General features: G+C 57.9%; 16 protein-coding genes and 1 pseudogene. 12 read left to right on the top strand and 5 right to left on the bottom strand.

All coding sequences use genetic code 11. From position 1 onward, the window contains the following. The first annotated feature begins 1 nt into the window (after position 1). The 4 genes from IEU99_RS02285 (at position 2) to IEU99_RS02270 (ending at position 4,478) form a co-directional block, all read left to right on the top strand. A complete protein-coding gene (locus IEU99_RS02285) occupies positions 2-1,132 on the top strand; it encodes a glycosyltransferase family 4 protein (RefSeq protein ID WP_128889515.1) in 1,131 nt (376 codons plus the stop codon). A gap of 79 nt (positions 1,133-1,211) precedes the next feature. After that, complete coding sequence (locus IEU99_RS02280) at positions 1,212-2,153, top strand: ROK family protein (RefSeq protein ID WP_128889516.1); 942 nt, start codon at positions 1,212-1,214, stop codon at positions 2,151-2,153. A gap of 119 nt (positions 2,154-2,272) precedes the next feature. Further along, positions 2,273-2,998, top strand: coding sequence for a lysophospholipid acyltransferase family protein (locus tag IEU99_RS02275; protein ID WP_128890795.1), 726 nt, complete (start codon positions 2,273-2,275; stop codon positions 2,996-2,998). 346 nt (positions 2,999-3,344) lie between these two features. Further along, positions 3,345-4,478, top strand: a complete 1,134-nt coding sequence (locus IEU99_RS02270; protein ID WP_421757482.1) for an acyltransferase family protein — start codon at positions 3,345-3,347, stop codon at positions 4,476-4,478. Positions 4,479-4,505: 27 nt separating this feature from the next. Here IEU99_RS02270 and IEU99_RS02265 read toward each other — a convergent pair whose 3' ends face one another. Further along, complete coding sequence (locus IEU99_RS02265) at positions 4,506-5,792, bottom strand: glycosyltransferase 87 family protein (protein ID WP_128889518.1); 1,287 nt, start codon at positions 5,790-5,792, stop codon at positions 4,506-4,508. Positions 5,793-5,951: 159 nt separating this feature from the next. Between IEU99_RS02265 and IEU99_RS02260 the strand changes: the two genes are divergently transcribed. Both IEU99_RS02260 and IEU99_RS02255 read left to right on the top strand, forming a co-directional pair. Continuing rightward, the gene (locus tag IEU99_RS02260) at positions 5,952-6,467 is read left to right on the top strand and encodes a polyadenylate-specific 3'-exoribonuclease AS (protein ID WP_128889519.1); all 516 of its coding nucleotides are present in this window, start codon (positions 5,952-5,954) and stop codon (positions 6,465-6,467) included. An 88-nt stretch (positions 6,468-6,555) separates the two neighbouring features. Beyond that, positions 6,556-7,944 (top strand): class II 3-deoxy-7-phosphoheptulonate synthase, encoded by a 1,389-nt coding sequence (locus IEU99_RS02255; RefSeq protein WP_164931146.1) that lies wholly within the window; start codon positions 6,556-6,558, stop codon positions 7,942-7,944. Positions 7,945-8,013: 69 nt separating this feature from the next. Here IEU99_RS02255 and IEU99_RS02250 read toward each other — a convergent pair whose 3' ends face one another. Beyond that, the gene (locus IEU99_RS02250) at positions 8,014-10,362 is read right to left on the bottom strand and encodes a PASTA domain-containing protein (protein ID WP_128889520.1); all 2,349 of its coding nucleotides are present in this window, start codon (positions 10,360-10,362) and stop codon (positions 8,014-8,016) included. Positions 10,363-10,486: 124 nt separating this feature from the next. Here IEU99_RS02250 and IEU99_RS02245 point away from each other — a divergent pair, with 124 nt between their 5' ends. Beyond that, the gene (locus IEU99_RS02245; protein WP_164931147.1) at positions 10,487-10,855 is read left to right on the top strand and encodes an Rv2175c family DNA-binding protein; all 369 of its coding nucleotides are present in this window, start codon (positions 10,487-10,489) and stop codon (positions 10,853-10,855) included. Here IEU99_RS02245 and IEU99_RS02240 read toward each other — a convergent pair. Further along, positions 10,824-12,305 (bottom strand): annotated as a pseudogene (locus IEU99_RS02240) (alpha-(1->6)-mannopyranosyltransferase A); the annotation flags it as partial. The gene IEU99_RS02245 and the pseudogene IEU99_RS02240 overlap by 32 nt on opposite strands. A gap of 16 nt (positions 12,306-12,321) precedes the next feature. Beyond that, positions 12,322-13,452, bottom strand: a complete 1,131-nt coding sequence (locus tag IEU99_RS02235; RefSeq protein ID WP_128889522.1) for a polyprenyl synthetase family protein — start codon at positions 13,450-13,452, stop codon at positions 12,322-12,324. Between the two features lie 257 nt (positions 13,453-13,709). Here IEU99_RS02235 and metF point away from each other — a divergent pair, with 257 nt between their 5' ends. Continuing rightward, positions 13,710-14,687 carry a methylenetetrahydrofolate reductase [NAD(P)H] gene (metF, locus tag IEU99_RS02230; protein ID WP_128889523.1) on the top strand — a complete coding sequence of 326 codons (978 nt, stop codon included), beginning with the start codon at positions 13,710-13,712 and terminating at the stop codon, positions 14,685-14,687. Positions 14,688-14,747: 60 nt separating this feature from the next. Here the strand turns inward: metF and IEU99_RS02225 are convergent, their stop codons facing one another. Continuing rightward, a complete protein-coding gene (locus tag IEU99_RS02225) occupies positions 14,748-15,317 on the bottom strand; it encodes a GNAT family N-acetyltransferase (protein ID WP_229718340.1) in 570 nt (189 codons plus the stop codon). A gap of 363 nt (positions 15,318-15,680) precedes the next feature. On the opposite strand from IEU99_RS02225, the gene IEU99_RS02220 reads away from it, so the two are divergent. The 4 genes from IEU99_RS02220 to rsmH all read left to right on the top strand — a co-directional run bounded on the left by IEU99_RS02220 (position 15,681) and on the right by rsmH (position 18,909). Continuing rightward, a complete protein-coding gene (locus IEU99_RS02220) occupies positions 15,681-16,094 on the top strand; it encodes an SAV_6107 family HEPN domain-containing protein (RefSeq protein WP_128889524.1) in 414 nt (137 codons plus the stop codon). A gap of 283 nt (positions 16,095-16,377) precedes the next feature. Next, positions 16,378-16,761 carry a DUF3040 domain-containing protein gene (locus IEU99_RS02215; protein ID WP_128889525.1) on the top strand — a complete coding sequence of 128 codons (384 nt, stop codon included), beginning with the start codon at positions 16,378-16,380 and terminating at the stop codon, positions 16,759-16,761. Between the two features lie 553 nt (positions 16,762-17,314). After that, positions 17,315-17,746 (top strand): division/cell wall cluster transcriptional repressor MraZ, encoded by a 432-nt coding sequence (gene mraZ, locus IEU99_RS02210; protein ID WP_123959905.1) that lies wholly within the window; start codon positions 17,315-17,317, stop codon positions 17,744-17,746. A gap of 170 nt (positions 17,747-17,916) precedes the next feature. Continuing rightward, entirely contained in the window at positions 17,917-18,909 is a 993-nt protein-coding gene (gene rsmH / locus IEU99_RS02205) for a 16S rRNA (cytosine(1402)-N(4))-methyltransferase RsmH (protein ID WP_128889526.1), read from the top strand. Positions 18,910-18,911 lie beyond the last annotated feature (2 nt).

Here is an 18,911-nt window from a genome sequence, read left to right as displayed (position 1 = left end):
CGTGCCAAAGCTTCTACTCGTAACCAACGACTTCCCTCCAACCCTTGGGGGGATTCAGTCATACCTGCGTGATTTTCTCGGCACGCTGCCACCTGAAAATGTGGTGGTATTTGCATCCACCCAAGACGAGGCCGCAGCGCAGCACTACGATCGGCACCTCGAGTACCCGGTCTATCGTTGGCATCGCAAAGTCATGCTGCCAACGCCGGCTACGGCACGCCGGATGCAGGAGATCATCGCCGAAGAGGGCATCGACACCGTGTGGTTTGGAGCAGCAGCCCCACTGGCGCTCATGGCCGCTCAGGCTCGCAAGGCCGGAGCGCGTCGCGTGATCGCATCTACCCACGGCCACGAGGTTGGTTGGGCCATGACACCTGTTGCCCGCCAACTGCTTCGCGTGATTGGCAATAACGTCGATGTCGTTACCTATATCTCCGATTACACTCTGGGCCGAATCCAAGGGGCCTTTGGCTCCCATCCCGCCTTCGAGCATTTACCTTCTGGAGTAAGCCTCGAACGCTTCAGTCCACCCGAGAACGTAGAGGAAGTTCGCAGCAGCCTGGGTTGGGATGGTCAGCTAGTGGTGTTGTGTACCTCCCGTTTGGTGGCTCGCAAAGGTCAAGACACGCTCTTAAAGGCGTGGCCTGAGGTGTTAAAGCGCCACCGGAATGCCCGGCTGGTGATCGTGGGGCAGGGAAGTTATGAGCCAACATTGCGTAAGCTTCGCGCGCAGCTTGGTCCCGATGCCCGCACCGTTTCGATGCCGGGCCGGGTATCGGAGACGACGATGGAGCAGATGCTTCACGGTGCTGATATTTTTGCCATGCCCTGCCGCACCCGGGGCTATGGCCTTGATGTTGAAGGCCTGGGCATTGTCTATCTTGAGGCTCAGGCAGCCGGTTTGCCGGTGATCGCCGGCGATTCCGGTGGGGCGCCTGAAACCGTCACCCCAGAAACGGCCATCGTGGTGCCAGGTGGCAATGTGTCTGAGCTTATTTGTGCGCTCGATGAGCTTTTGGGCGACGCTGAGCGTCGAAAAGCTATGGCCTTAGCTTCTCGACGCCACGTAGAAGAGCACTGGACGTGGGAAATTATGGGGGCTCGCCTGCGTGCCATCGTGGGGTTTAGCTAAAGCGCTTTGCAGGCAGATATACTGCTTTGCTTAGACATCAGGTGTATAAAGACCTGCCCCGGACGCAGAAGGCCCCACCATGCCGCTCATTGAACCCGACCAACCCGTAACCGTCGGATTTGATATTGGTGGCACCAACCTTCGGGCGGCAGTCGTGGCATCGGGCACCATCGTCGAGCAACGATCGGTGGATACCCCCAAAGATGCCGAGGAGCTGCAGCGAAGCATCGTCGAATTAGTCGAAGCAATCCGCGAACACTACAACGTCACCGGTGTTGGACTGGCCATCGCAGGCTTTCTGGATCCCGAATGCGAAGTGGTTCGCTTCGCCCCACACCTGCCTTGGCGTGATCGCGAAGTGCGCAAAGAACTCAGCCAGGCTCTAGGCCTTCCCGTGCGCCTTGAGCACGACGCCAACTCCGCCGCGTGGGGCGAATACCGCTTCGGTGCTGCGCAGGGCGTGGAAAACTGGGTACTCTTCGCCGTCGGAACCGGCATTGGCGCCACCCTGATGGATCAGGGTCGGATTTATCGCGGCGCTTTTGGCACGGCACCAGAATTCGGTCACCTCTGCGTGGTGCCGGATGGACGCCCCTGCCCCTGCGGCAAACGCGGCTGCCTCGAACGCTATTGCTCGGGCACTGCACTGGTGCAAACCGCCCAAGAAATGCTGGAAGCCCAACCCGAACGCGATTCGGTGCTGCGTGGCCAAGGCGATTTCAGTGGCAAAGCCGTCATGCAAGCAGCACGGGCAGGCGATGCGCTCGCCCTGGAAGTCTTCGACGACTTTGCCACGTGGCTCGGTAAGGCACTGTCGATCGTTGCCGATGTTCTCGACCCCGGATTGATCGTCATCGGCGGTGGCGTTGCCAGCGCCTGCGATCTGTATTTGGAGCGCGCAAAACAAGTCCTCGCGGAGTCGATCGTGGGGGCTGGTCACCGACCCCTGCCCCAAGTGCGCTGCGCGCAACTTGGGGGAGATGCGGGCATGATTGGCGTGGCAGATTTAGCTGGCCAATAACAAGAAATGTCGCTGTGAGATGCGGAGATAATTCCAACTACATCCCTTGATAATTTCTTTGAAAAAATCTCCGGAACTGCGATATTGTCAATTGCATGCGAATCCTCGGAAGTGCGAACATCCCCAATAAGTGGTACTGGGTTTTCAAGCATGTGCTCATTGGGCCTTGGCTAAAAGTGCTCAATCGACCCGAGGTTGAACACCTTGAGCGCATTCCCAACCAGGGGCCTGCCATTTTGGCCTCAAACCACCAGGCCGTGATGGATTCCTTCTACTTCCCGCTGGTGTGTGAGCGACAACTGACATTCCCGGCGAAAAGCGAATACTTCACCGGCACGTCGCTCGTCGGCAAGCTACAAAAGTGGTTTTTTACCTCTGTAGGCCAGATGCCAATCGAGCGTGGATCTGCCGAGGCGGGAGATCAACTCCTTGAGGCGGCCACCAAGGTGCTCGATAACGGAGACCTCTTCGGTATCTACCCAGAAGGCACCCGTTCCCCGGACGGTCGCGTGTACAAGGGCAAGTCGGGGATGGCTCGAATCGCATTGCTGTCAGGAGTCGATGTCATTCCTGTGGCCATGATCGATACCCGCAAAGCCAATCCGATTGGCTCCTGGATTCCACGCCCGGCCAAAGTTCGCATGAAAATCGGCCAACCCATCGCCCCGCGCGCCTTCGTAGAAGAAGCTGGACTCGACCCAGATTCCCACGAAGCAGCCCGCTACCTCACCGACCACGTCATGCACACCCTCGCAGAGCTCGTCGGCGTGGAGTACGTCGACATCTACGCCTCAGAGGTGAAGGCATCGCTCGAAGCGGGTAAGGGCTACCCCGAAGGAGCCTAAGCCCCTTCGCCGATAATTCGCCACGAAACCGCCAGGATACGGCTTTCTTTAGGCCAAGTCTCTGGAGCGGTTCGTGGCGTTTCTTGCGTGAAGTGACTATGCAGCGCCTTAAAGCGACGCTAAACTGGAGGTTTGTTTGCGTGTCACCAGTGCGTTGCCAAGCGTCAGGTGAGCATAGCGTGGCGATGAGGCCGCTTTGCCTCAGGCGAAGGTTCACCAACTAACGCTGTGCTCAACACTGCAGAGACACACAAGCACCTGGTGCGTATAACAAGCCACCATGCCCTTAGATGCCTGGAAATGCCTGGAAGGAGCCGTCGTGCCAGTCGCCGCGCCTCAACAACGCATGGCGTGGCCAGACGTAGCCAAGGGGCTGTCCATCCTGGGCGTGGTGCTCTTGCATATCACCCTCGCTGTTCCCGATGGCTCAGAAACCTTCGGTGCCCACGCCAATGAACTGCTAGCGCCGTTGAGAATGCCACTGTTTTTCCTGGTTAGCGGGTTCTTCTCCGTCAAGGTATTCCGGTTCAGCTTTGTCCAGCTATGGACGAAGCGCCTCTGGTTCCTCGCGGTGCCCTATCTGTGCTGGGCTCCGGTGGAGATGTGGCTGAAAAATTACGAGTGGTTTGCGTTCCTTGGGCAGCCGATGCCCGAGAAGGACTACTACATTGACTCACTCATCGAGTCGAGCAACATGTATTGGTTCCTGCACTCCCTGGTGCTGTTTACTATGGTCTTGTGGGCAACCAAGGTGCTCCCAGCTTGGGCCAGGTGGGGCGTGCTTGTCCTGGTGATCATCTTCGCGCCCGTCTTTCCTTATCCACCCCTGGTAGCCAAGGTATCGACCTACTTACCCTGCTTTTTAATTGGTGCGTATGGCAGGCCACTGATTGAGCGTTTTGCCAACCAAGCCTTAAAACCATGGGCGCTGTTGATTGGGTTGCTCAGCTACATGGCAGCCAAAGAAGTATTGGTCCAAGCTGAAAACATCAACGATGCCCAGTTCCACCAAGTGCTCAACACCGTGGCCACGGTGCTGCACCTGCCCGGTGGCATCATCCTGGCAGTGCTGCTGGCCAAAATCCCTGTGCTTGGAGAAGCACTCAAGCGCATCGGCCGACACACCCTGGTGATCTATATCAGCCACCCCATCGCCTTGACGGTGATCTTCGGGTACGGGTTCCGCTACCGCGAAGGCGGGATCGGCCTGGATGTGCCCGAATTAATGGGGCACACCACTACCTGGGTCCTGCTGTGCATTCCAGTGACCATCGCAGGGGCATTCGCCATGCAATTGCTGAGCAAATTGCCGGTGATCGGATGGACGCTTTTCCCTCCGAGCCCAGAGGCCTTCCATGCCTGGCTGCGTCCCCACAGCGCCAAGGCGCGGAAACGAATGCGCGCCATGCGAGCACTGCACCCGGTGGAGCGCCGGGCGCGGGAGCAAGCACAGCGCGAGGATCGTCAGGCGCTTCAATAACACGCCTGGATTGCGGCGCAGAGCAGCCTAGGATTCGGCGGCGCTTTGAACTGCAGGCGCCTTTTGTGTTCGCACCGGCAATACGCACATGAGCACAATGGCGATCAGCGCGAATTCAACAAAGGCGTTGCCAAAGAGTTGCTGGCTTAAGCTCCACGCGCGTTCGGCATCTTGATCACGTGGCAACATCCAGTGAGGGGCTCGAACGGAAAATACAGTAAATACCAGCGTGAAAGCGCCCAGCAGCCAACTGGAACGTTCGATGGCTGCGTAGGTCAATGCAAGGAGCGCCGGGGCAATCCATACCCAGTGGTGCGACCAGGACACTGGCGAACACAATAACGCCACCGCTGCGTTTGCCGTGACCCCGTACACCACGGCGGGGTCATCGGCGCGAAGCGAAACCCGCCACATGGCAAAAGCAATGAGCGCGATGCTGAGGACGACAAGCAACAGCCATAGGGCAGAAGATTCCACGCCCGCGCGCGTGAGCACACCGCGAATGGACTGGTTGCTCGGCCAAGCGAGGTTACCGATGCGCCCGGGATCGCGCAGGGTGCTAAACCAGTATGTGCTTGAGCTTGCAGGTGCGAGCACCCAGGCGATAGCGCTGAGCGCGAGGGCACTGAGCACTGAAGTTGCCGCAGCACGCCATTGGCGATTGACAAGGAAGTACAGGCCAAAGACAGCCGGGGTGAGCTTGATGGCTGCGGCCAATCCGACGAGGATGCCTCGGGGGAGCCGCTTTTGTTTTGGCACGATGTCGAGCACCACCAGCCACATCAACACCACATTGACCTGTGAGAAGCTCATGGTCTCGCGCATGGGTTCAAGCACGAGCATCAGGGGGAGCACCACCGTTGCTAGACCACGGACTTGCGCTGAAGTCCACATTGGAAGCAGGCGACGGCTCACCATCACCAACACGTGCCACAGCAGCAAGGCGGTGATCACGTTGAGTATCGTCGCGCCAATATTGACTGGGAAAAGAACGAAGGGGCTAAACAGAATGGCCGCCAGCGGCGGGTAGGTGAAAGGAAGATAGATGCCCCACACCGAGTAGTCGCGGGTATAAAGATTCTCGCCAGCTAAGTAGGCCTTAGCGCCTTCCCGGTAGACGTCGAAGTCAATATGGTAGCGAAACCACTCATCCACGCTGAGGGTGCCAAAGGGAACCGCGTAGAGCGTATGAGAGAGGTTCCACGACACCATCCAGGCGCAAGCAATGAGCACTGCAAGAGTTACCACGAAAGGGTGGCTGACAATGCGCGCTAGTTCGGGCAGTGTTCCTTGAGGTCTTGGAGTAGGGGTCACACTGGCTGATTCTAGATCCCCGTCGAAGGGTGCGGTGCGTTCGCCTTGGTGGCCGTGGTTTAGGCTTGGGGTTGGCGCAGATCTGCGAAGTCAAGCTTCAGCGTGCGCACCAAACCCGTGACGAAAACCCAATGCCTCAAAAAGTAAGGTTGCCTGGCAGTGCGTTATTTCTACGACACCGAGTTCATTGAAGACGGCTCTACTATTGAGCTTGTCTCCATTGGCATCGTCGGCGAAGACGGCAGTGAATACTATGCCGTTTCTACTGAGGCGAATCATCAGCTCGCTAACCGCTGGGTTCGTGACAATGTGTTAAATAAACTGCCGAATCCCTCAAACCAAGCCTGGAAGTCGCGGGAGACGATTCGCCGCGAGGTGCTCGATTTTCTCACCCACCACGATGACAGGCCTCAGCTTTGGGCGTGGGTGGGTGCCTATGATCACGTGGTGCTGGCACAGCTTTGGGGCGATATGCGAAGCATGCCACGGCAACTCCCGCACTATACTCGTGAGCTGCGCCAATACTGGGAAATGGCCGGCAAGCCAGCGCTCCCGGAAGTGCCTGCAGGCAACCACGATGCCTTGGTGGATGCACGCCATAATTTAGAGAAGTTCAAAGCCTGCATGCGGGTGTTGCCGCTGGATGCACAGAACCAATTCCAGAGCCGGGCCTGAAATATTTGCCCATGAGGTTGCCCCCGCCATATGGGTATAAGTGGCGGCAGAGGTTGGGATTTTGCGCACTCGTGCTAGACATATGTGTGTGAGTTGGACAGTTGATATCCCCAAAGACGTGCTTCCCGATCTGCCACCGTTGCCTGATGGATTGCAGCAGCGCTTTGAAGACGTCGTCGCCCGCGATGCCAAGCAGCAGCCCTCTTGGGATCGCCACATGGCCGATAACGTGCGCAAAATTCTTGAATCCGTGCCCCCAGTGGTCGTTGCACCGGAGATCCGTAAGCTCAAAGAGCAGCTTGCCGACGTCGCCAATGGCAAAGCATTTTTACTGCAAGGCGGAGATTGTGCTGAGACTTTTGAGTCGAACACAGAGCCACACATTCGCGCCAATGTGAAAACGCTGCTCCAAATGGCTGTGGTGCTCACCTACGGCGCATCCACCCCAGTGGTGAAGATGTCTCGTATCGCTGGCCAGTACGCAAAGCCGCGTTCCTCTGACCTTGATGGCAATGGTCTGCCGAACTACCGCGGCGACCTGGTCAATGGTGTCGACGCCACTGAAGAAGCGCGACGCCACGACCCAGCTCGTATGATTCGTGCCTACGCAAACTCCTCCGCCGCCATGAACCTGGTGCGAGCACTCACGGCTTCCGGTACTGCGGATCTTTCCCGCCTGACCGAGTGGAACCGTGAATTCGTAGCGCAATCGCCAGCGGGTGCTCGCTATGAGGCACTGGCTCAAGAAATTGAGCGCGGTTTGGACTTCATGAACGCTTGTGGCGTCCACGATGACACCCTGCGTGCAGCAGATATCTTCTGCTCGCACGAGGCCTTGGTCGTGGACTATGAGCGCGCCATGCTTCGCCTCGCACAAAACGACGAAGGCGAGACAGAGCTCTACGATCTCTCCGCCCACCAGCTCTGGATTGGTGAGCGCACCCGCGGCATCGAAGATTTCCACGTGAACTTCGCTGCCTTGATCGCTAACCCCGTGGGCATCAAGATCGGCCCGACCTGTACTCCGGAAGAAGCTGTGGCCTACGCCGACAAGCTCGACCCCAACTTCGAGCCCGGCCGCTTGACCATGGTGGCAAGGATGGGCCACGACAAGATTCGTAGCGTCTTGCCGGGCATCATTGCTGCAGTGGAAAACTCCGGCCACAAGGTGATTTGGCAGTCTGACCCAATGCACGGGAACACCCATACCGCTTCGAATGGGTACAAGACCCGTCACTTTGACAAGGTGATCGATGAGGTTCAGGGCTTCTTCGAGGTACACCGCGCTTTGGGCACGCACCCTGGTGGTATTCACATCGAATTCACCGGCGAAAACGTCACCGAGTGCCTTGGTGGCGCCGAGGACATCACCGATGTTGATCTGCCCGGCCGCTATGAGTCTGCCTGCGACCCTCGCTTGAACACCCAGCAGTCTTTGGAATTGGCCTTCTTGGTTGCAGAAATGCTGCGTAACTAAATAGGGCGAACCCAAAACCAACAAACGCCGCGCTCCTAGATTTCTAGGCTGCGCGGCGTTTGCTGTGTCTTAACCACCGATGACTTTTAAGGTGATGGTGCTGCCGGGTGGGGCGCTACCGCCTCGCGGGCTTTGAGAATAAACTCGCGCGGCATTATTGCCTGAGCTTGCCTCGACCTTAAAGCCTGCATCTTCGAGCATCTGAATAGCATCGCCAAGCTTTTTATTTAAGACGTTTGGAATCTTGACCTCGCCAACCAATTCCATGCGCACTTGAGCTGTAGCCGGATCAACCAGGGTGCCGGGCGATGGCCATACTCGAGCTACCTCGTCTGGGCGCTTACCGCTATAGCTATCTGAACGGCTCACCTCGGTGACAACCACTCCAGCATCGGCTAAGACTTGCTCGGCCTCGTGCTGAGAGAGCCCCTCGACATCGGGAATTTTGATTGCGGTGGAGATCTTCAGCGTCACGGTGGAGTCGCGAGGTACCGCGGTGCCGGCGGGAGGCTCGGTAGCGAATGCATCGCCGGCTTCCTCGTCGCCGTTGAACTCTTCGGCCTCAGTGACACGCAAACCGGCCTCTTCAAGCTTTTTACGGGCCTGTTCAGCACTATCGCCTCGCACGCTGGGAATTTTCACCGGTGCAGGACCTTTAGAGATTTTCACCCTTACCTGGCTATTCGCCGGTACTACGGTGCCTGCTTGTGGGTCTGTTCCAATGACTTGGCCCACCGGAATGGCATTGTCGTATTCCTGTTGCTGCGACGCCACTGATAGCGTTACCTGTTTCAGCGCGGCGGTGAGATCATCCACGGTGCGACTCGGTGGCACCTCTGGCACCGTGGGCTGGCCTTGAGAGACCAATAAGGTGATGTTGTTGCCTTTAACGGCCTTGGACCCGACCTCTGGCCGGGTCCCTATCACTTGATCTGCGGGTTCATTGGAATACTCTTGTTCAACTCTGCTGCTAAACCCCGCATCTTCGATCATGGCGGTGGCTTCCACTTGGTCTAAGCCCAAGACTTGGGGAATCTCCCCATATCGTCCTGAGCCGAACCACCACGCACCAATAGCGATGGCGCCGGTGAACAAGGCAACCACAATCATCCAAATGGCGAACTTCCAACCAGAGCGGTTGCTTGCTGGCTTGACGTACTCCTGGGCGTGCTGCTGAACCTGGGGCGCCTGATGCTGATACTCCTCTGGCCTTGCAACCGGCTGCTGAGGCGCCGGGTAGGAGGCGGCAGGGGAGTAGGCAGGCGTTGGTGCCGCCACCGGTGGCATCGCCGTGGTCTCAGGCGCCTTGGGTTCATCATCATGGCCGTCGGGTTCCTGATAGTCAGGAAACAGCGCCTGCGTTTCATTGGGATTGTGGGCAGGTGCACCGCCGATAATCTCCGTGGCGCCCTCGGGCTTTCCAGAGGAATCCTCTCCAATGACTTCGGTACCGAATACCTCGGTGGCGTCTTGCTCGCGGGGGATATTGGTGGTGAGCAAATCAGTAGGGCCAATCGGGGCCACCATGGATTCCGATGCGCGATGAGCTGCTGCATTCAGCGGCACGGGAACTTGGAAGGCCGGCAGTGCAAGCTCTTGAGCCACGTCTTCTAAGGCGTGCAAGAACTCCTCGGCATCGGCAAAACGCTCTTCTGGATACCGCGTCGTTGCGGTGCCGACGAGCTCGTCGATAAGCGGAGGAACCCCAGCGATACGACTACTCGGTGCTGGAACGTCCTGGTCCAAACGGGCATAGGCGTGAGCGATTTGGGAGCTGCCATCAAAAGGTGTGGTGCCGGTAAGAAGCTCGAACAGCACGATGCCTGCTGAATACACATCGCTGGCGGGCGTGAGTTCTTCACCGGATACCTGCTCAGGCGAAAGGTAGCTGACCGTGCCAACGATTTGAGCACTGGTGGCCTGGGCTGCGGAGGCGGCTCGCACGAGGCCGAAATCTGCCAGCTTTACGCTGTGATCGCTGTGGATTAACACATTGTCGGGCTTGAGATCTCGGTGGATCATCCCCGCCTCGTGGGCAACAGCTAAACCGGTGAGCACCTGGCGCATCACGGCAACGGCGGCATGAGGTGGCATAGGCCCGCGTTCTGCGAGCAATTCCCGCAAGGTGCCGCCCGTGATCAATTCCATGACCAGGAATACTTCGTCGCCATCGGCTGAGAAGTCGTACACCCCAACGAGGCATGGGTGGCTAAGCTGCGCCATGGAACGTGCTTCACGCTGGAAACGCTGGCGAAATACCGGGTCGTCTAAATAGCGCTCGTGCATGACCTTGGCGGCTACCAGGCGCCCAAGGCGCACATCGAGGCAGCGGTACACCGTGGACATGCCGCCCTTGGCGATGGGCGCTTCGATCCGGTATCGGTTCTCTAAAAGATCACCTGCTTTAAGCTCTGCCATAGCTAATAGTATGGATGATGATGCTTTGGCATTGCGAACCTGGGTCGGAACTGTTGCCCCATCGTAATGAACTTGCCGTAGCGAAAACGTGGATTTGGAGCCTGTAACGGCTAGATTTGGCTAGGTGAGTTCGAAACAAGTTTCCTGGACCGTGTTAAGCCCTGAAGAGCCCTTGCTCTCTGTACCCGAGTATGCGGAGCGACTTGGCATTCCCGTTACCCGCGTGCATGACCTCATTGGCGAGCACAAGCTGATTTACGTGGTCAAAGACGGCGTGAAAATGATCCCCGAGGCATTCTTAAGCGCCAAGGGCACCACCAACAAGTTTGTTCCTGGCTGCATTGCTTTGCTTGCCGACGGCGGCTACTCCGATGAGGAAATCTTCAAATACCTCTTTGAAGAGGATGATTCCCTACCTGGTCGCCCAGTTGATGCCCTCCACGGGCACCTTGCGCGCGAAGTTATGCGCAGGGCTCAAGCCGCCGCGCTGTAGTGTCTCGCTCGAGTTTGAGAATGTGGCTTGTCATCCACCACGCCACAATCAACAGCAGCACCATCCACACTGGGTTATAAAGCTGGTGGTTGCCGCTGCCGGTAAATGCCATGGCAACCACAATCGAGGCACCGATGCTTAAACCGCGAAGCCAGCGGGGGCTGCGGAAGGTGCCCACTAGCGATAACACGCTGGCGTAATACCAAGGCAAGGTCACTGCGTTAAATACAAACGCCACCGTGTAGGCCGCCGCGGTGCCGCGGATGGCATCGCTCGGCGTTTTGCGGAAATGCCACCAGGTAAAGACCAAACCGATGAGCATGCCCACCATGGAGAGGCTGCGTACCACCGCCAGCACCGCGTTATAGGGGAAAGGCTCGATCACGAGCCCGCCCACGCTGGCGATCGCGCCAGTAATCAGCGATGGCAGTGCGAGGGGGTTGATCACCTTGGTATTGCCCGTCAGTGCTGCAATCCAGCCCCAGGATGCGCCAGAAAGCCAAGTGACCAGGGCCAAAATGCCGATGGTGATCAATGCGCCTAATACCGCGGTGCGTATAAACGTGGTCCAACGTTTCGCCGCTGGTTGCTGGGACACCACGATCCACACGGCAAATGGCAGGGCGATTGCTGCGGTGGCTTTCAGCGACATGCCGATGGCGATGATCGCTACACCTGGATAAAAGTGGCCTCGCAGCACCGCGAGCAGCCCGAGGCTTACGCATCCGACCATGATGGCCTCGTTGTGCATGCCGCCGATGAGGTGGAACACCATCACCGGATTCGCAACACCAATCCACAAAGCGTAGGCAGGGTCTGCGCCCAGGATGGTGGCGATGCGCGGAACCGACCAGGCGATCGCGGCGAAGCCTGCCACCGAGGCGAGTTTGAATAGTGCGATTTCGGCGGCGATGCTGCCGGGGAACAGGCTCGTGATGATCTTGCCGAGCCAAAGGTGCAGCGGGCCATAGGGGGTGGTGGTGTTGCGCCAGTCGTGGGAAACCTCATACAGCAGCGGCCCGGGGTTTGCGGAGGCGCCCTGGGTATAGGGGTCGAAGCCATCGCGAAGCAACGCCCCCTGCATGAGATATGAGTAGATATCGCGCGACATGATCGGGGCAGCGAACACTAAGGGCAGCACCCAAATCGTGATGATTCGAAGCAGGTCTGTGCTGCGCAGCGAACCTCTGGCGACGAGCCTGCCGGTGAGGAACCAGGCAAAAAGCAGCAGGGCCGTACCAACCCACAACGTGATATTGGAAAAGCCTGCGCCGTGGCCATAACTCAAAAATTCAAGGCCTAAAGCCTCCAGCGCGCCGCCACGGTGCCTGATGGCGCCGCCACCGAAGGATCCAAAGAACATCAGGATCGAGCCAAAAAGCCCCAACAGTGTGGGGTTGAATGCATCGAAGCGACGGGTGGTGAACTCGGCCATGGTCTCTCTTTTAGTGCTGCTGGAATGCGTCTTAGGATTTTCTTGAAGTGGCTAGCTGCGTGAGGCGGTACAGCATATCCATGGCCTCATCGGAGACGCCTAAGGCGCGTACTCGTTCGAGGTTGGCAATACCGGCGTCGGTGAGCTGTTCAATCCTTCGTTCGACTTCTTCCACAGCGCCGGTCTGGCGAATCAGCGAGGCCAACTGGGCAATGTCTTCTGGGTCTTCAATGGTGCCGACTTGCTCACGGATCTGGGCTGCCCAATCATTGCGTCCTTGCTCGAGGGCCAATTCGATGGCTCGGGTGACCAAGACCGTTCGTTTTCCTTCGCGCAGATCATCACCTGCGGGCTTTCCGGTGACCTCGGGATCGCCAAAAACGCCGAGCAGGTCGTCGCGAAGCTGGAAGGCGATGCCGATGTCCCGGCCGTATTCGCGTAGTTCCTTAATCAGCTCGGGGGAGCCTTGGGCGATCGCGGCGCCGATGTGCAGGGGGCGTTCGATGGTGTAGGCCGCTGATTTGAAACGATTGACGTTTTCCGCCAGTTGCAGGCTCTCACTGCCTTCTGATTCCAGGAAAATATCCAGCAGTTGTCCACCGATGACTTCGGTACGCATGGCGCGCCACGGTTCGATGGCTGCAACGATCTTGTCCATCGGCACTTTCGCGGTTAAAAACATATCGTCGGCCCACACCAGAGCCAGATCGCCCGCCAAAATCGCAACGGATTCGCCAAAGTGTGCTGCATCGCCGAGCCAGTGGTGGTTGGCGTGGTGGTGTTCTGCGGCACGGTGCACCGTTGGTTGGCCACGCCGGGTGTCGGAGGCATCAATCACGTCGTCGTGGGCGAGGGCGCAGGCCTGGATCAGCTCCAAAGCGCTGACCATCTGTAGCACTGCCTTGGCGTCGAGGGCATTATCGCCATCGCCAATTTCACCACCTGCGGCGTAGAAGCCGGCGAGCGCGTAGGCGGGACGAATTCGCTTGCCGCCGCTAAACACGAGATCTTTTAAGAAGTCCACGGCCAAAGCCGCTGGTTCGCCGATGCGTGCGATCTCTGGTTCGCGTTGCTCAAAAAAGCGCTTGAGTGTTGCTTCTACTTCCGTGACAAGAACCGGAAGATCCATGAGTTCGCTGTGCTGAGCAGGGCCTTGGGTCATTGCTGTGCATCAACTTTCCAAAGAGGGGATCAATAAGTGCGAGTGCGTAACTGTTACTAGCCTATGCCAGATCTGAATCGCGGCCTTTGTGCCACCTCCAAAGGTTGGTCTTAGCGCCATCAGAAATTGCTATGAAGCCGCGATCCTCACGCCCGGCGAAACGCAGTGGGTTCGTGGGGGTGCAGCGTGAATAAAAATACCGCCATCGGGCGGATTGCTTAGTATCGCCAAGCATAAATCTTCTACACTTTGCACCCATGCCTAGCATTCATGCTCGCTATCAGCGGCCTATCACCGACGTCATTGCCGACACCCCTCCGGGGCTTGTGCCTTTTTCAGTGGAGTTCATGCCCCCGCGCGATGATGCTGCTGAGCAACGGCTCTGGAATGCTGCCGTAGATTTCCACGATCTCGGTGCCGCCTTCGTCTCCGTGACGTACGGGGCTGGTGGATCGAGCCGCGAGCGCACCCTGCGTGTGGCAAAAAAGCTAGCCCAGCACCCCTTGACCACCCTGGTGCACCTCACCTTGGTCAATCACACCGTGGAGGAACTCCAGCAGATCCTGCGTGATTATGCAGATGCCGGCCTTTCCAACCTCTTAGCCCTTCGAGGCGACCCTCCGGGCGCAGATCCTTTGGGGCCGTGGGAGAAAACCGAAGGGGGCCTTGAATATGCCAGCGACCTCATTGAGATGGTGCGATCTCTGGAAGAAACCAAGCACTTTGAGGTTGGCATTGCGACGTTTCCTGAAGGGCATTTCCGCAGTCCTTCCCTAGAGCACGACACCGAGATGACTGTGCGTAAACTGCGCGCCGGGGCGGAATTTTCCATCACCCAGATGTTCTTCGACGCGGACTACTTCTTGCGTCTTCGTGATCGTCTCGTTGCGTGTGACCCGGAGCAGGGAGCCAAGCCGATTATCCCGGGCGTGATGCCGATTACCAGTATTCGCTCCGTGAAACGCCAGATTGAGCTATCCGGTGCTACGCTGCCGGATTCGCTTCGACGCCAACTGCTCGAAGCAGACGAGCGAGCCAAGATCACTGGTGCCGATGAAGTGCGCAAGGTGGGCATCGAGATCACCACCCAGATGGTCGACCGCCTCATTCGGGAAGGCGTGCCGGACGTGCACTTTATGACGATGAACTTCGCCCGTGCCACCCAGGAGGTCCTGCATAACTTGGGCATGGCGCCGGCGTGGGGCACAGAGCTCGGCCACGACGCTTTGCGGTAGAGCAACAAGCGGCCACGTGCTGTGCTGATAGCGCTGCGCTTTTTGTAGGGGGAATTGCGGTTACTGCGTTACCTGGCTCGGGGCGCGCAGTACCGCGAAGGGGCGGGGATCTCCAAGGAAGTAGAAATTACGCAGTACATCTTCAAACCCCACGGAGCGATACAGGTGAAAGGCAGCGCTGCGCTCCTGAGGCACTTCCGGGGTGGATAACAAGATGTTTGGGGTGTGAACCTGATTGAGTAGGTGCTGCAACAGCGCCCTGCCAATCCCTTTGCCTTGGGCGCGGGGATGCACGTGGATTTCTGCGAGCTCAAAGTAATTGCGAAGCCATAGTGCCGGAGCTTCTGTGGGGTGGGAACCAGGGTGCTGACGGCGAATGCCTTGGCTGATCTGCCGGTACCACCAATGTTCTGGCCTGCCAATAAAACCGTAGGTCACGCCAAGAAGCTCCTCGCCGCGTAATGCGCACGCAGCTACGAAGCCTGCTTCCATTACTGCTGATCGCCAGGAATGAATGGCTCGGGTGCGCAGAGAAGCTTCGTATCCCATCGCCTCGATATACAGGTCGACCAGCGCCGGAGCGTGGGTGGAAAAAGCTGCCGGAGGGAGATCGAGGATGGAATAACTCACCCCACTATGCAATCACGTTTCTTGTTGTTGTGGGTGCAGTTTTGCCCTCGGCATCTCAGGGGTTTCACCCGCGGGGGAGGAGGCCGTGAAGCGATAGGTGCAGCGATGACACCTGGGGCTTTTCGTGATTTGCCCATGACTTGCTATTTGCTCACGCAACCCCTGGCTTAACAGGTGATGCTATATGCCCGAGATGTGCGTGAGCTGGTGGAAGTGGGGCGAAAAATTTTTCTCAACCACTTTCGAAAATCGAACGACTGTTCTATACTGTTGATGAGCGGCTTGGAGGTTGTTTTCTAGAGTTTGGGTCAATCAAAGCGTGCAGAAAGCGTCAGTTCTGCAGGGATGAAAAGGAGCGGCACCATGAATACCGTTGTTTCTGCCACCACCGGATATCAGCGTCCCGGTAAGGCTGGCCAGTTGCTACATCAATCGGCAATGCTGCAGCGTGAAGCCGTCGCGATGCTCGAACGCGGAGACATCACTGTGGCTTTGGAATATGCCTACCGTGCAGCACTCCGTGTGGCGGGGGCGTGGGTTTCCCAAACCCCAATTGCTCGCCGGGTGCGCAAGCCTCAAGGCGTTTGGGCTCAGTTGGAACTCAGCGGCGAAGCCGGTCAGGCTTGGGCTCGAGAGTTTCACCCCTGGTCCACCCTTCGCGCACGGGCATCAATGGGGCTCGAGGTTGATGTCGATGCAGCGAAGGTTCGCGCACTGATGTCGCTAGTCGAGGACTTTGCTCAAGCTATCGATGGCGCAGCTCCCATGGCGGCCTAAAAAGGAAAGGCCTAGAAGAAAGAGAACTGCTTAAAAGCCCAAGGTGACAGTTCGCTTGCTTGGAAAATGTCTTCTGGCGGCTTCGGGGAGAGAAAGTTTTTCGCTCGCGGGCGTACAAAAAGTGTGGGAGCGCGGAACTTTAACGCTACGCTGGGCGTTATATTGAAGTGAAAGCCCCTTAGCGCGCTGAAGTTATTGCGACAATTTGCCTGTTAGCTTGCAAAAACATCGGCAATGGCAGCGTGCTGAGCAGCACCCCTAAGAGATCAACCGGAGGCAAAAGGTGGCACTTTCAGAGCAGGAACAGCGCGCCCTGTATGAGATCGAGCGTTCCTTGATGGCTGAGGATCCGAAGTTTGGCCGTTCGGTTGCCCGCGAGGGTAATGGCGGTATCGGGCACTTCTCGCTTCGCGGTATCGCCATCGTGGTGATTGGCTTGGTCATGCTGGTCGGTGGCATGGCATTGGCGCAGTCCAACCTCATGTTCGTCGCGCTGAGCGTGGTGGGATTCCTCGTCATGTTTGGTGGTGCCATTTGGATGCTTCGTGGCGGTGGCGGCGCTCCGGCAGCGAAGACCTCCAAGAAAGTAAAGGCAAAGCCGGCCAAGAGCCAAGGTGGCTTCGCCAGCAAGATGGAAGAAAACTTCAAGCGTCGCTTCGAGAACTAACGAGCGTCGCTTCGAAAACTAACTCAAGACCCGCACCTTGAGGGTCATGCCGCAGCCAAATCCTGGCTGTGGCTTTTTCATTTGCCTCACACGAGACCTAGGTGCCTGCAGGCCTTCTGGGGGATGCGGCTGGAGGGCCGTTATCGGGGCGTGCGAAGCCTCGATCCCCTCATTCCCCACATTCACCCACCCGAGCTTAAAGCGCGCCAAGATTTCCCCACTTTGCTCCACTGAGGCTTAGGAGTGTGTGGTTTAAGCGCGTTATAGAGGTAATAACAAACCATTGTGGCTGTTGTGGGATCGAATCAACGCTGATTTTTGGGTACTGCGTGGCGGGTATGGGTGCGTAGTCCCCACTCGATTGCTTGGCTATTATGCCTGTTAGAAGGGTATTAGTTGAGCGTCTTTTTTCTATTTTGAGTGTTGCTCCTGTTGTTTGTGGGGGAAAGTGGGGTAAGGTGGGCGACAGTGGATCACTAGCGATAGCGATGTGGCTGGTGTGAAACGGAGAACAGACTGGAGTTGTAGAGCCTGAGGGAGGTAGGTGACCAGCATGTTTCTTGGTACCTACACCCCAAAACTCGACGACAAAGGTCGCCTCACGCTCCCGGCGAAGTTCCGTGAAGACTTAGCAGGTGGCTTGATGGTGACGAAGGGGCAAGACCACAGTCTTGCTGTGTACCCCCGCGAGGAATTCGCGGCACGTGCCCGCAAAGCAGCGGCCGTATCGCGAACCAATCCGGAGGCACGCGCCTTTATTCGTAACCTTGCCGCCAGTGCTGACGAGCAACGCCCGGACGGTCAAGGGCGCATCACGCTATCGGCCGCGCACCGTGAATACGCGGGGTTGAGCAAGGAATGCGTCGTGATCGGCTCGGTGGACTTCCTCGAAATCTGGGATGCAGAGGCATGGAGCGCCTACCAGGAGCAAACCGAGGCGGCATTCGCTGCTGCTGAAGGCGAGTTTCTTGGCGATCTGATCTAAACAGTGCCCAAGGAGTGTACGTAGGACCTCCGCTCGGGGCGCGCTCTGGTGTACTTCCCCGATATCAGAGCGCCCCCGGGTGGGGATCTGTGTACACCCCAAAGCACACTGCACACACTGCAATCGCTGCAATCCACAACATCGACACCAACGCAAAAGGCAGGATCGACATGGCGCACCCCGAAACGCACCACGGTCACATTCCTGTCATGCGCAATCGCATGGGCGACCTGCTTGCCAAACCCATCGAGGCAATGGGCGAGCGTGCCGTCATCCTCGACGGCACCCTTGGCGCCGGAGGCCATAGCGAATACTTCTTAGAGCGCTTTCCTCAAGCACACGTGATCGGCCTCGACCGTGATAGCCGTTCGCTTGTCGACGCCCGCGCGCGCCTTGCCCCTTTCGGTGATCGCTTCCTAGCGCTGCACTGTCGTTTTGATCAATTCGAGCAGCCCCTGGCTGAGGCCGCCGCCGATGAGCAGCCCGCGGCCTGCCTTGCGCTCGAGCATGGCTTCGGTGGAGCCCTTTTCGATCTCGGTGTCTCTTCCATGCAACTCGACGAAGAAGAACGCGGCTTTGCTTACCGTGTCGACGCTCCATTGGACATGCGCATGGATCCAGCGACCTCGCTGACCGCAGCGACGGTGCTGAATACGTATAGCCATGGGGAACTTGCCCGAGTGCTCAAGGTCTACGGCGAGGAACGCTTCGCCGGCAAGATCGCCAGTGCCGTGATTCGTGAGCGCGAGAAGGAGCCATTTGATAGCTCTGCTCGTTTAGTGGAATTGCTGTACGCCACCATCCCCGCAGCAGCGAGGAGAAGCGGTGGGCACCCGGCGAAGCGCACATTCCAAGCGCTGCGCATCGAGGTGAACAAAGAGCTTGAAAGCATCGAGCAGGCCCTGCCAGCAGTGTGCAACCGTCTCGCCAGTGGAGGTAGGGCGGTGTTTATGTCCTATCAATCTTTAGAAGACAAGCTGGTCAAGCGCTTCTTCAAAGAGATCACTACCTCCAGCTCACCGCCAGGATTGCCGATGGAGCTGCCGGGGCATGAAGCGAAATTCTCGCTCATTACCCGAGGAGCTGAACAGGCTTCTGAGCAAGAAATACAAGACAACCCAAGAGCCGCTTCTGTTCGCGTCAGAGCAGTAGAAGCCCGATAAGA

Origin of the sequence: Corynebacterium pelargi (genome assembly GCF_014635485.1) — a bacterium.
Lineage (GTDB): Bacteria > Actinomycetota > Actinomycetes > Mycobacteriales > Mycobacteriaceae > Corynebacterium > Corynebacterium pelargi.
The sequence above is the reverse complement of the archived record's forward strand: the minus strand, read 5'-3'. Positions and strand labels throughout refer to the sequence as shown.